General features: G+C 46.1%; 13 protein-coding genes. 9 read left to right on the forward strand and 4 right to left on the reverse strand.

Going from position 1 to position 13,320, the window contains the following annotated elements; translation table 11 throughout:
- Window positions 1-306: 306 nt before the first annotated feature.
- The gene (locus tag L1D23_RS00655) at window positions 307-2,154 is read right to left on the reverse strand and encodes a M3 family metallopeptidase (RefSeq protein ID WP_239863653.1); all 1,848 of its coding nucleotides are present in this window, start codon (window positions 2,152-2,154) and stop codon (window positions 307-309) included.
- A 118-nt stretch (window positions 2,155-2,272) separates the two neighbouring features.
- Window positions 2,273-3,181, reverse strand: coding sequence for a LysR family transcriptional regulator (locus L1D23_RS00660; protein WP_239863654.1), 909 nt, complete (start codon window positions 3,179-3,181; stop codon window positions 2,273-2,275).
- A gap of 146 nt (window positions 3,182-3,327) precedes the next feature.
- Between L1D23_RS00660 and L1D23_RS00665 the strand changes: the two genes are divergently transcribed.
- Together L1D23_RS00665 and L1D23_RS00670 are read left to right on the forward strand one after the other, a co-directional pair.
- On the forward strand, window positions 3,328-4,494 hold the full coding sequence (locus tag L1D23_RS00665) for an MFS transporter (RefSeq protein ID WP_239863655.1): 1,167 nt from the start codon (window positions 3,328-3,330) through the stop codon (window positions 4,492-4,494).
- The gene (locus tag L1D23_RS00670) at window positions 4,491-4,973 is read left to right on the forward strand and encodes a hypothetical protein (RefSeq protein WP_239863657.1); all 483 of its coding nucleotides are present in this window, start codon (window positions 4,491-4,493) and stop codon (window positions 4,971-4,973) included. The genes L1D23_RS00665 and L1D23_RS00670 overlap by 4 nt, the downstream gene beginning before the upstream one ends.
- 261 nt (window positions 4,974-5,234) lie before the next feature.
- Here L1D23_RS00670 and norR read toward each other — a convergent pair whose 3' ends face one another.
- Window positions 5,235-6,764: a nitric oxide reductase transcriptional regulator NorR gene (gene norR / locus L1D23_RS00675; RefSeq protein WP_239863658.1), complete on the reverse strand. Its 1,530-nt coding sequence runs from the start codon at window positions 6,762-6,764 to the stop codon at window positions 5,235-5,237.
- A gap of 109 nt (window positions 6,765-6,873) precedes the next feature.
- Window positions 6,874-7,812: a helix-turn-helix domain-containing protein gene (locus L1D23_RS00680; protein ID WP_239863659.1), complete on the reverse strand. Its 939-nt coding sequence runs from the start codon at window positions 7,810-7,812 to the stop codon at window positions 6,874-6,876.
- Window positions 7,813-7,933: 121 nt separating this feature from the next.
- Between L1D23_RS00680 and L1D23_RS00685 the strand changes: the two genes are divergently transcribed.
- The 7 genes from L1D23_RS00685 to L1D23_RS00715 all read left to right on the forward strand — a co-directional run bounded on the left by L1D23_RS00685 (window position 7,934) and on the right by L1D23_RS00715 (window position 13,153).
- Complete coding sequence (locus L1D23_RS00685; RefSeq protein ID WP_239863660.1) at window positions 7,934-8,347, forward strand: rhodanese-like domain-containing protein; 414 nt, start codon at window positions 7,934-7,936, stop codon at window positions 8,345-8,347.
- Window positions 8,348-8,513: 166 nt separating this feature from the next.
- On the forward strand, window positions 8,514-8,696 hold the full coding sequence (locus tag L1D23_RS00690; RefSeq protein WP_006961513.1) for a hypothetical protein: 183 nt from the start codon (window positions 8,514-8,516) through the stop codon (window positions 8,694-8,696).
- 9 nt (window positions 8,697-8,705) lie between these two features.
- Window positions 8,706-9,923, forward strand: coding sequence for an MFS transporter (locus tag L1D23_RS00695; RefSeq protein ID WP_239863661.1), 1,218 nt, complete (start codon window positions 8,706-8,708; stop codon window positions 9,921-9,923).
- Window positions 9,924-10,000: 77 nt separating this feature from the next.
- Complete coding sequence (locus tag L1D23_RS00700; RefSeq protein ID WP_239863662.1) at window positions 10,001-11,545, forward strand: cryptochrome/photolyase family protein; 1,545 nt, start codon at window positions 10,001-10,003, stop codon at window positions 11,543-11,545.
- Between the two features lie 92 nt (window positions 11,546-11,637).
- Complete coding sequence (locus L1D23_RS00705) at window positions 11,638-12,366, forward strand: sulfite exporter TauE/SafE family protein (RefSeq protein WP_239863663.1); 729 nt, start codon at window positions 11,638-11,640, stop codon at window positions 12,364-12,366.
- A 40-nt stretch (window positions 12,367-12,406) separates the two neighbouring features.
- Complete coding sequence (locus L1D23_RS00710) at window positions 12,407-12,700, forward strand: antibiotic biosynthesis monooxygenase (protein WP_239835976.1); 294 nt, start codon at window positions 12,407-12,409, stop codon at window positions 12,698-12,700.
- Window positions 12,701-12,727: 27 nt separating this feature from the next.
- On the forward strand, window positions 12,728-13,153 hold the full coding sequence (locus tag L1D23_RS00715; protein ID WP_239835977.1) for a YccF domain-containing protein: 426 nt from the start codon (window positions 12,728-12,730) through the stop codon (window positions 13,151-13,153).
- Window positions 13,154-13,320 lie beyond the last annotated feature (167 nt).

Here is a 13,320-nt window from a genome sequence, read left to right on the forward strand (position 1 = left end):
TGCAGAGAGCGTGCCACTATTTATGTGGTTGATATTTAAGAATTTTGTCTTTGTTTGGATATGAGGTTGTTGTTTGAATGACATCGATGTTGATGTAAATAACACATCAATGAATGCTGCTAAGAGCTAAACAGTAAATAAGATAGTCAGTAAAATGTATGAATTTTGAGCTGAGGATAAGCGAGTAAAACAGATAGTTAGATGATGATTGTCATGATGGGATGAGCTGGAACGCGCGATGTATTTTTAACATCAACTCCATTGAATGGAAGATGAGCCAGACCTGAATCTGGCTCATGGAGAAGATTAACAGCCGTACATTTTTGTTATGTAGTCCTCAAACTGCTTACACATCAGCTCATCAGAGGTAGCGTTGTCAGCTAAGCAATCAGCACCATCAACAATATTGATCTTTGCGTTCAACGGTTTGGCATCGGTTCGTTCACGGGAGTTTAAATCAGCAATCTTTTGTTTCTGAATTTCCCACGCTTGATCGGCGGTGAGGCTACATGCCTCGGCAAGATACTTGGCATTGAAGCCTTCACCCGTCAGGCTCTTGATGGTGTCATTGTGGGATAAGTGATTGCCTGCACGCCAATAATGTTCTGCCAGCAAAGGGCCGATTTCAGGGTTGTCAGTCAGGTACCCAAATCTGTCGAGGAAGTAAGCGCGTGTCTGATAGACGGCCATGTTGGCAAGCAAGTAACCGTGATAAGCACAGGACGCTTCATCAGAAAGCAAATGTGGAATCGCCATCAATGGGCGAGGGCTGCATTCTAGTCCCAGAATCTGCTTTTCACACTGACGAGCCAATGCTGTAATGTGCTGTGCCGTCAGTTCCTCGTCGCCAAGCTGATACAAGGCTCGCTCAAAGTAAGGTACCACCAAAATGCTGCGTTCCTGATACGCTTTAAACGGCTGGCTGCTATTAATCATCGATTGAATGAGCTCGTCTGGAACTGGATTTCCATTCGCATCCAGAGCGTATTGTTTCAGCCAGTCAGCATCATTCAGCAAACTGTCACAGAACATAGATTGAGTTTCGGCATAAGCCATGGACGTCGGTGCAAACTCCTGAGAAAAACAAGGTGCGTTCATTTTGACATTGGCAAAGTGCGCGGCATGTCCCCCTTCATGGAAAAGGGTGTTGATGCCATCATAACCGCTGCCGATCTGATCGGGTTTTGCATTACTAGTGAAATTGACCTTGGCCGCTATCCATCGCCCGTCGTCATAAAACGAAGGTATCGGGCCGTGGCAAAAACCGTTTTGGTATTTGCCTTGACGATCCAGCAAATCTAGGGTGAGTTCTGCACCAGAGTAATCAATGTTCAGCCGACCGAAAGATTCTACCCAGCGTCTGAGTGACTTGGAAAACGGAACGTATGGATCCAGCTCACGCATCGAATCGCCAGAAAAAGAGTAATTGAAGTTGTAACCTGTGAGCGCATTTTGGCCTTTCTCACTGGCGAGTTTATCTAAGCTGGTGAGATTAACTTGTCTGGTCCGCTGCTCGAAATCATCCAGAATGGCAAACAACTCAGCGGTGGTCATTTTTTCGTTTTTCAGTACTGAGTAATCGAAGAAATTGTCGTACCCCAACGAGCGAGCAAACTGGTTACGCAGTTTGACTAAATCGATAAAGCCATTGCCAAGTAGCCATTGCTCAACATCTAACAATGCTTGATGTGCTGACTGGCGCACGGCTTCATTCTCGTTTGCCATTATGGTTGAGCGTAGTGCTGGTAAAGAGGCGTCAACTTGTTCTCCTTCCTCGTTGACGTAAACCAGTGCATGATTTTGTTTTTTCTCAAATAGTTCCGTTTCAAATGCGATCAGTTCTGTCTTGAGTGCCTGAGCTTTATCTCCTTCGATAGCGTGTGAGCGGAAAGTGGCTAGCCAGCCTTCAAGCCCTATCTGAGTTTGTTTACGCTCTTCTAAGTCGGCTATTTCATTGAGCGTGCTGAGCTGTTGTTTGATGTCAGCAATTTGATCGGCGTTACTCAGGAAATGAGTCCATGCGGTTTGTGCAGTGGCAAAACGATCATGTTCGTTGCTGATCCCCATGTAGGTGTCCCAGAACAAATCTTCTTTGGTACGATGCACGTCTAGGTAACGCTGGTTGAGATCTTTGAGGTATTGAGTTGCAGTCATTTCAGTCCATAAAATGGTGGTGTGAAGCACTATTATGACACGACTTATATAATGAAATTAGTTACATAGGTGGTGTTTTTGATGTTTTCTCAATATCTAGTTCTGAGCGAGTTTACGTTTAACACTCGCCAACGTACTGTGCAGTGATTTCTTCCATAAAGTTGAGCATGGCTTTTAAACGAGGAGAATGGGTGGTTTTGCTAGCGTAAACGGCTGAAATATTCACATGCGGTAAAACGTTAAGATCATGGGCGATTTGTACCAGCTTACCGTCACGACACAATTGACGACAGTAAATGTCAGGTAGCAGGGAAACGCCACTGCCAGATGCGACCATATCTCGTACCAGAAGAACATCATCCAGTTGGTTGGCATGTTTAAACTCTATAGTTTGTTTACTGCCATCAGTCATTGTTGAGTACAGCATCGACTGGTTATTCTCCTGATCGTGATAAAAACTGACGTGCTGTTGCAAAGTCTCCAACGTAGCCGATTGGAGCTCTGGATTCGCCAGCAAGTATTCAGGTGTGCAGAACCAGAGTAGTTTCACAACAGTGAGCCTTTTGGCATAAAAACCAGAAGGGGCTAAATCACCGAGCTGAATCGCGAGATCAAGTTTGTCTTCCAGTAAGTGAGCACGGTGCGACATGCTGCGAATAGATAGCTGTATATCGGGGTAACGTTCGGTGAAGGCCTTAAGGTTAGGTGACAATATTTCCCGAGAAAAGGCGAACGTAGTGGCGATGCGGAGAGTGCCGCATAGACTTTGCGATGGAACTTGCTCTTTGATTGCAGACAGGTTCTGCATCAGCGGCTTAAGTTGATTGTATAGCTGTTCTCCGTCTGAGGTTAGGTTCAGATGTCGGCTGTTTCTCTCAAGCAGTTTAATATTCAACGACTCTTCCAATCTGTTTATGGCTCGGCTGACACTGGATTTTTGATTGCCAAGCCTTTTTGCTGCTTTTGAAACGCTGCCGGTTTCGATGACGGCAATAAATATCGGAAGATCGTTTAGGTTCCAGTCCATACTATCTGCTTTCTCTCTCAATTTGATTCTTTAATAACACATTGAAACCTATATCCAAAGCAACGCTGTGTTGCCAATTTTGCGCTATTTGGCTTGAGTGAAAACTTCTAACCTTTGGCCTATGTCAGCCCTACTTAAGGCCAATAATGAAAACCTCATCAGTTCCTAACTTAACCCGAGCCTGTTTACTACTTGGTAGCAGTTTACTCGTCATGGCCAATGCTGCGATTGCGCCGTCTTTGACTGAACTAAATCATGTGTTCGATGACCCATTTGGCGTTTCACTGTTAATGACGCTTCCCGCCATTGCGGTCATTGGCTTTGCGCCATTTGTGAGTCGTATGATTGACCACTTGGGGGAGAAGAAAAGCTTAATGTTAGGGCTTGGATTTTATGGAGTCGCGGGTAGTAGTGGCTTGTGGCTGGATTCATTAGCAGCGCTGCTTGTTGGAAGAGTCATTTTCGGGACAAGTATCGTCATCTGCATGACGGTGATCAACCAGTTGATTAGCGACTACTTTTCAGGTCAGGAAAGAGTGCATTTCATCTCTCAACAGGCCATTGCGGTCAACCTTGGAGGGATTGCGTTTGTCGTTGCTAGCGGTTGGTTAGCTTCCTTGCATTGGCGACTGCCTTTTACTATTTACCTGATTGCTTTGCTGACACTTGCACTGTCATTAAAAGGAATTCCCCCAAGTAAAAAAGGGCGTACTCAATTTCGGCCTAAATTAGGCTGGTTGGGATTTAGGTCGGTCTTGCCGTTTTATCTACTCGGGTGTGTGGGTATGTTGTCATACTACCTAGTATTGCTTGGCTTACCTTATCTATTGAAAACGTCTCAAGGTTTCAACAGCTCTGAAACGGGGTTGGCGATGGGGGCGATGAGTCTGTTGTCAGCCTTCGTAGCGTATTTCTTTAGACATGGCGTCATCAACTATGGTGAGAAACTTGTCATGGCACTTTGTTTCATGTGTTTCACCACCTCATTTTGGGCGTTGTCGCAAACACAATATGATTGGCGCGCGTACATAGTATTAGTCAGCACAGGTATTGGGTTTGGATTATTGCTGCCAGTGCTCACTCACCTGGTTATTCAGACGAGCATACCAGCGCAGAGAACATCCGTGCTGAGCGGTTTTGTGATGTTCTATTTTCTGGGGCAGGCGTTGAGCGCCTTCGTGCTCGATTTGCAAAACCTGTTTGGTACAGAGCGTTTTTTCCTATTGCTGGGTAGTTTAATTGGTGTGGTAAGCCTATTGTGCTTCAAGTTCGTCCCTGACCTCAGAGACACGGTTGTGGAGGAAGTGGCATGAATTTCCGCGTGATTGACTCAACAGGTGTGCCTCAAGCAATGAAAGACTTGGGCTCACTGACACAGGTTTTACGTTCTGCGAGTGAAGATTTCCAGATTCAACTAATACGTATGGTTAGACAAAGCTCGGTTTACACTCGGGAAGTGATACTTTGTGATGGTGCTTTGCCTTTGGTTTGGGCCAAATCAACTTTGTTTTCTAAACATGAAAAGACAGTCGCTGCGTATAGCGGCTTAGAAGGTCAATCATTGGGAGAGCAATTGCTTTTCTCCTATCATTCAGTCTCGCGCAGCCCTTATCAGTTTATTGAGTGTTCACTTCCTACAATCGGTCATTCGGAGCAGTGTGACCGCATTCAGAGCCAAGGTCGTATCTCCAGGTTTACATGGCAAGAGCATGATTCGACTCTGGTTTTGATCGAAGTGTTCTATCATCAAGCTCTCAAAATGATCAACACAACCCAGTTGTTGGAAGATTGAAGTTTCAACAACATAGGTTGGAATATGTAAATGCAGCGAGAGACAAAGAGCGAGCCGAAAACAGCCTAGCGATAAAATGTCGTGAGGACGGGACAATTATTCAGGTAGCTGTTGATGAACTCATTATTTATCTAAAGGAAAAGCTAAGGCAAGCACACCAGAAAGGGGGCTGTTCGGAGGCGACACTTTCTTTGGCTTAGTCTTGTTAGACGGTTGTGAGAGATCAGGTAGGCCTGCGGGCCTACCTATGTGTTATTGAACTTAGGCTTCAACGCCTAGTTTTTTCCCCATTCGGTACAAATTACCACGGTCCATTTGTAGAAACTCTGCCGCTTTAGACCATGTCCGGTTTGATTTTTCCAGAGCGTGAACAATGAGGTCTTTCTGGTAAGACTCAACGAGGTCTCTCATTCCTTGGCTACTTTGCGGCAGGTAGTGTGATGTGCTTTTTACATCCGTATTCTCAAAGCCGCCGTCAAAGTGATTGAGGTGAATAATCTGCTGTTGCTCCTGAATGGCTCTTAACGCTGCGCGGGTTAGCGTATGCTCCAGCTCTCGTACATTACCGGGCCAGCTCTGTCTCTCCAAAAGTACCAGTGCTTTTGGATGTAAATGCAAGTTAGGGATGTTGAACTGGCTGCGAACTTTTTCCAAAAGATAACCAGCAAGAACAGGGATATCACCCTCGCGCTTGCGTAGCGCTGGAACGGAAATCGGGAACACATTTAGACGGTGGAACAGGTCAGCGCGAAACTGTCCTTGTTCGACTTCATTTTCAAGTGAACGGTTCGTTGCCGCAATGATTCTGACATTGACCAGTAAATGCTTGTCACTACCAACACGTTGCAACTCACCTTGCTGAATCACACGCAGCAGCTTCGCTTGCAGAACTAAAGGTAGTTCTCCCAATTCATCAAGAAAAATGGTGCCGCCATCGGCCAGCTCGAATTTACCTGCTCGTGAGCTGTTGGCTCCGGTGAATGCCCCTTTGACATGGCCGAATAGCTCACTTTCTGCCAAGCCTTCGGGTAAAGCGGCGCAGTTAACGTAAATCATTGGTTTGTCTCGGCGGCTTGATTGCGCATGGACACTGTGAGCCACTAACTCTTTCCCTACACCTGTTTCACCTGTGATCAGAACGGCATAATCTGATTGAGCGACGGTGGCAATATTGGTTCTAAGTTGTTGAATTTGAGGGCTAAGGCCGACCATCTCACCCTGTTTTGAGCGAGCTTGCTGAATCAGGGTTTGGGTGACAGAGCGTTGTTTGCGATTTTGTGCTTTGAGCGCTTTAATTTGGCCAATATTGCGTAACGTGGCAGCCGCCAGTGCTGCAAACGTTTCAATGGTCATTGGTTCTATGGCGTCAAATGCACCGATGTTGAGCGAATCCAGTGTCAGTATGCCGACCAGTTGTCCATCCACGTATAAGCTGCAACCAAGACAGTCATGCACATCTAGCTCTGCTTCTTCGCTGAGTAGTATACCACTAAAGGGATCTGGTAGCTCACAATCGGCGCTAAACCGAACCGGTTGCTTGCTTGCCATGATTGCTTCCAGCCTCGGGTGCGCTTGAGGAAAGAACCGTCGACCGAGGACGCTGGTGGACAAGCCTTTCACCGCAACGGGGGTGAGAAATCCATCCTGATCCAAAATGAATAGCGCGCTGGCATCGCATGGAAATACCCGATCAATTCCATCAATCAAATGCTGATACTGGGCTTCGCTGTTGAGGTTAGAGCTCAGGTTGAGGGCTATTTCCAATAGAACCTGATTCATTTTTGCATCCATAGCTGACTTCGGTGGTGAACGACGTCAGCCATGCTATCAGCGCGTTGTCGTTTTCACATCGTCACAAAGGATAGAAACGCCATACGTTTGATTAAGGTCAATTTCTCTCTCAGTTTTGACCAAACTGCGCTCTGTATTTCTGTGGCGAAACGCCCACCAAGCGGCGAAAATGATGGCGCATGGTGACGGCGTTTTCAAACCCTGCTTGGTTAGCCAATTGTTCGATTGGTAGGGACTCGGTTTCCAGCAAGCCTTTTGCTCTCTCGATGCGCTGTTGGATTAGCCATTCTTTAGGGGAAAGGCTGAAACTGGCGCGAAATTTACGATCAAAAGTACGTCGAGACATGCTGGCTTGTTGAGCCCAGTCTTCGACAGTGATGGCTTTGTCCAGGTTTGCCGAAGCCCAGGCGATAGCTTGTGAAAATGTCCCCGGAACTTTGAGCATGGGTGTTTCAACAAACTGCGCTTGTCCGCCTGTTCGGTGGGAAGATATGACCAGCCTTTTCGCGACCTGATTGGCAATCTGATAGCCGTAGTCGTGACGGATAATTGCTAGACCAAGGTCGAGGGCAGATGCACTTCCGGCCGAACACCCAATCTGCCCGTCCAATACGTAAAGCACATCCTTCTGGTATTCGACATCAGGGAACTGCTCACGAAATGCATTTTCATACATCCAGTGTGTGGTGGCTTTACGTTCTTTAAGCAGTCCGAGTTTCCCAAGTAAAAAAGAGCCTGAACAGAGTGACAAAACGCGTTTACCATCGCTGACAAACTGACGAATTTCGCGCTGAATCAAGGGAGGAATCTCGTAGTCACCAGTTGGCCAGCCGGGAATGATCAATGTGTGGTAACTCTTTAAACTCTCGACGAATTTCGTCCTGAGAGTAACACCGCCTGTGCTTTCAAAATCTTTATTCTCCATATTAATGATCTCGCAGTCATACCAAGGATCGAACTCTGGTCGAGGCAAGGCAAACAGTTCCGCAGCGCAGGACATTTCAAACAAGGTGATGTGAGAGTGGGCAAGAATGGCAACTTTGATCATCTGAAAACTCGTTAGTGAGCGATAGTCTTTGGCTGATTATTATCGAATATTGACCTTTAGGCCAGTGTTGAGTTGCTCATTTGAACGCAATAATGATTCAAAAGACAAACAAGGAGACGTTATGACAAGTGCAGTAACTAGAGTTCCAGCCGCCAGTTGTGAGCGTGCGCTGGCGCATTTCAGTCGGTTATTGGAGTTTGAAACAGACTGTTGGGATGTTCATCATGCCATCACCAATGATCGTATGGATTTTGTGTTGCTTGATGTCAGAGGAGAAGAACTGTTTGCGCAAGGACACGTGAAGGGAGCGATTAACATTCCTCAACCGAGGTTGAATGAAAAGAGCCTGAGTGCCTTTCCACCAGACACACAGTTTGTGGTGTATTGTGCGGGGCCACACTGTAATAGCACCGAGAAGGCGGCTATTCGTTTGGCAAAACTTGGTAGACCTGTGAAAAAAATGATTGGGGGAGTCACAGGCTGGCTTGATGAAGGGTTTGAGCTGGTTAAACAGGAGGTTGAAATATGCGCTTAGTGGCTAGAGTTGATTCTGTGTGGGCTTAGCGTGCAACGGTTTATTGATGCATCGACAATAACCCTATGAGTATAGCGCATAGAGTCATTGTGAAAATGTCATTTGAGTCACATCGAGAGGCTCAATACACTTCGCGCTCTTTATTTTCTTGCTGAGACTATGAATCATGTTTTCTCAATCACTTTTTGCTCAGCTAGTGAGAATGACGGTATTGCTTTGCCTAACTCTGTTGGCCGTCCATCAATCCCCGCGTCTGATGGAACTGTTAGCCGAGCAGGCCATCAATAGCGGTTGCCACCAGCAAAGTCACGATATGTCCGGTGACCATTCTCATCATCACCATCATTAGGGTAAGTTCATGAGCATTTTCCGTTTTCCAGCAATGGTCTGGTTAGGCATCGCCATTCTGGTTATCTGCCTGGGTATCAGGCAATCATTTGGCATCTTCATGATGCCGGTTTCCGATTACTTTCAAACAGGACGTGAATTTTTCAGCTTTGCTATTGCGCTGCAAAATTTGTTGTTTGGTGTCTTTCAGCCGTTTGTCGGTATGGCTGCCGACCGGTTTGGTGCTAAACGCATCATCATTGCAGGTGCTATCGCGTATGGCGTCGGCCTGTATTTGACCTCTATCGCTGTCGAACCTTCAACACTTTATTGGACACTTGGTGTTCTCGTTGGTTTGGGCCTGAGCGCAACCAGCTATGTCATTGTCCTTGGTGCTGTTGCTAAAGTTGTCCCTGCGGAGCACGCAGCAAAAGCATTTGGCTTGACCACTGCTGCAGGCTCCTTTGGTATGTTTGCTATGATTCCCGGAGCGCAGATGCTGCTGAGTGATTTGGGGTGGCAAGGGGCATTACAGAGCTTCGCTATTCTCTGCTCAACAATGATCGCATTTGCATTGTTTATGCGAGCGCCGAAAACTGTGGCCAGCCAAGGAAACTCTGCTAGTGAAATAAAGGAAGATAATTTGACGCTTAAGCAGGCGTTAAAAGAAGCGTTTGCTCATAGAGGCTATTGGCTGATCCATCTTGGTTTCTTCGTTTGTGGCTTCCATGTGATGTTCATTGCGACGCACCTGCCTAGCTATTTGGCGGACAAACACTTACCAGCCTCAACGGCTGCGATGGCACTCGCTTACGTCGGGGTTTTCAATATCTTCGGTTCTTATTTTTGGGGAGTGATGGGTGATAAATTCAGCAAACGCCATGTGATGTCTGCGCTGTATCTGATGCGTACCATGGTGATTGGCGCATTTGTGACGTTGCCAGTCACTGAGCACACAGCGGCGATATTTGGTGCGGCCATCGGTTTTTGCTGGCTCGGTACGGTGCCGTTGACGTCTGGCTTAGTGAGGCAGATCTTCGGCGCTAAGTATCTGTCGACGCTTTATGGGCTGGTCTTTTTCACTCATCAGGTCGGCAGTTTCTTAGGGGCTTGGGCTGGTGGTCGTATTTATGATTACTACGGTTCTTATGAGCCCATTTGGTGGTCAACAGTTGTTTTCGCGTTTGCTGCGGCGATTATTCACCTGCCAATCAACGACAAGCCTGTTCGACGCTTTGCAGTAGCGTAATAAATTTATTCACCACAAGTCTTAGTTCCTGTTTTTCACGTACTAACGTGAAAGAGAAAAGTCAGGAGGTAAGTAAAATGACCTTTAATACTATCCGTCTCATTCTTGGTGATCAGCTCAATGCACGTCACTCTTGGTTTCAAGATGTTGACCAGTCAGTGTTGTATTTGATTGCAGAACTTCACCCAGAAGCTACTTATGTTAGGCATCACGTGCAAAAGGTGTGTGCATTTTTTGCTGCCATGAGGGCGTTTGCGCGTGAGCTTCAGCAAGACGGTCACCAAGTGTTGCATCTCAATCTGGACCAAACTTTGGAATTTTCTGATGTCTCGCAACTCGTTCATCACTATGTCAAAGAGTTTGGTGCAACAGTGTTCGAGTATCAAAGACCAGATGAGTTTCGTTTAGCAACGCTCCTCGATGAAATAGAGATACAAGGCTGCCGTATTCAACGTACAGAGAGTGAACACTTCCTTCTTCCTTTTGAGCAGATTGAGCAGCACTTTACTCAAGGAAAGCACATTATGATGGAGCACTTCTATCGTAAAATGCGAAAAAATTTCAGCATCTTAATGGATGATGGAAAACCTAAAGGTGGAAAGTGGAATTACGATGCGAACAATCGCAACAAACTCAAAGCAGTGGATATAGAGCGTTTGCCGACCCCTCTAATGTTTGGCAATGATGTCACCGAGATTAGAGCGTCGCTTGAGCGGCACAATATCAGCACCATAGGGCAACTTGAAGGCCCATTGTTATGGCCGATCAACCGCAATCAAAGTTTGACATTGCTTGCCCACTTTTGCTCCGTATGTCTACCTAACTTTGGTCGGTTTCAAGATGCAATGACACAGGCGCATGGATCAAAATGGTCGCTGTACCATAGTCGATTGTCCTTCGCCTTAAACAGCAAAATGCTTCACCCTCTCGAAGTGATTGATAGTGCGTTGTCAGCGTATGAGTCAAACCCAGACATTGATATTTCTCAGGCAGAAGGCTTTATACGTCAAATACTCGGTTGGAGGGAATACATCCGAGGCGTGTATTGGGCCAATATGCCAGATTATGCTGAGCACAACCACTTCGACGCTAAACGCCACTTGCCTGAGTATTTTTGGTCTGGAGAGACGAAGATGGCATGTATGAAGGAAGCCATCGGACAGTCGTTGGATTTTGCCTATGCGCACCATATTCAAAGACTCATGGTGACGGGCAACTTTTGTTTGTTAACAGAGATTGACCCAGCCCAGGTTGATGAATGGTATCTCGGTATCTATGTGGATGCGATTGAATGGGCAGAAATGCCTAACACCCGAGGTATGGCTCTGTTCGCGGATGGTGGCATTGTGGGAACTAAACCTTATGCTGCGAGTGGCTCGTACATCAATCGAATGAGTGACTACTGTAAAGGATGCCATTATAACCATAGTGAAAAAACGCAGGACAACGCATGCCCGTTGAATAGCTTGTATTGGCGCTTCATGCACAAACACAGAGAAATGCTAACGCAGAACCCACGTATTGGCGTTATTTATCGATCTTGGGACAATCTTGATGACCATGCACAAAGTGAGATTTTGCAAAAGGCAGAGTATTATTTAGAGCATATTGAAACTTTGTAGCCCTATCGCCAGCGTGTTGTGAAAAATAAAAACGTGCTAGAGCGCAAATTAGATTATGATGAAGGCCTTTGATTACAATGGTTTTTATCAATATGTTTGCTGAATGGATAACGGCAGAGGCATTGACTGCTGCCTTTCTGATCTTCCTTGGCTCATTCGTACAGACAGCGATAGGTTTTGGCTTAGCGATTGTTGCCGCACCACTGCTGTTCCTTGTTTCGCCTGATTATGTTCCCGCGCCTATCTGTTTAGTCGCCCTTTACATTTCTATTCTTAACGCGTTGAAACATAGAGCTAATGTCGAGATCGGTGGGCTTAAGATGGCCTTAATTGGTCGTGTACCGGGCTCTATAGCGGGTGGTGTGTTGCTGGTGATGGTGTCTACCGATCTGCTGGCATTATGGCTTGGTCTGTTGGTACTGCTGGCAGTTACGGTGAGCCTTCTTCCTTTTCGTATCGAACCGACCCCAATCCGTATGGGTATTGCGGGGTTCTTCTCTGGCTTTTTTGGCACCAGCTCAGCGATTGGTGGACCGCCAATGGCTTTACTGTTACAACATCAGGAGGCAAATCAATTAAGAGGCAATTTGTCGGCCTTTTTTGTCTTCAGTTCAATCATTTCATTGATTATCCAAATGCCAGCGGGTTTTTTGACGATGCACCACTTGTGGATCAGTATTCCGTTACTGCCTGCTGCGTGGTTGGGTTATAAGCTAGCACTAGCAACGACTCAGTCGTTGCCCAAAGAAAAGATTCGCCTAGGAGCGTTGTTACTTTGTACCGTCAGTGGTGCGACAGCAGTTTGGCAAGGTTTGGTATAAGCCATTTTTATTGATGTTCATCTTAGGTTAAGGAAAAACCATGATACTAGAAGTCGCAATTCTGGATGTGAAGCCGGATATGGAGAAAGATTTTGAACAAAACTTTTCAAAAGCTCAGGCCATTATTTCTAGCATGCAAGGCTATGTTTCTCATCAATTGCAACGTTGCATAGAAAACCCGAGGCGCTATATTTTGTTAGTGAATTGGCAAACCTTGGAAGACCATGAAGTCGGATTCAGACAATCTGCCGAGTATCAGGAATGGAAAGCGCTGTTACATCACTTTTATGATCCATTCCCGACCGTAGAACATTATGAGAGTGTGTTCGGCTAAGATTTTCTAAAAGGAGAAAATAAGGTTATGAGAACGATAGGCAATATAATTTGGTTTTTGCTTGGTGGCATTGTCATGGGCCTGATGTGGTGGTTCTTCGGCCTGCTGGCTTTCATTAGTATCGTGGGTATTCCGTGGGGGCGGGCGTGTTTTGTGATGGGGAATTTTTCTTTCTTCCCGTTTGGTCAAGAGGCGATTGCTCGAGATGAACTGACTAATGAAATGGACATTGGAACCAGCCCGCTTGGTTTGGTTGGTAATATCATCTGGTTTGTGTTTGCGGGTATTTGGCTTGCGATAGGCCATATCTTATCGGCGGTGGCGTGTTTTGTGACCATCATTGGTATCCCATTTGCGATTCAGCACCTCAAACTGGCGTATATTTCATTGGCGCCAATTGGAAAAACTGTGGTACCTAAAGAGCAAGCTGCAATGGCAAAATATTCTAAATAAAGAAAGCCCCGAATGGGGCTTTCTGCTTTCTTGATCCCAATATTGGATGGTTACTAAGAAACTCTTTCACTTCTCCCATAAAAGAGACAATCTAATCCGACATATTGCACTGGTATGACATTGACCCGATATAAATGTCATTTATAGTAGTGCGCTCGATTTGCTGC

This window comes from Vibrio sp. Isolate24 (assembly GCF_022398215.1).
GTDB classification, from domain to species: Bacteria; Pseudomonadota; Gammaproteobacteria; order Enterobacterales; family Vibrionaceae; genus Vibrio; species Vibrio coralliilyticus_A.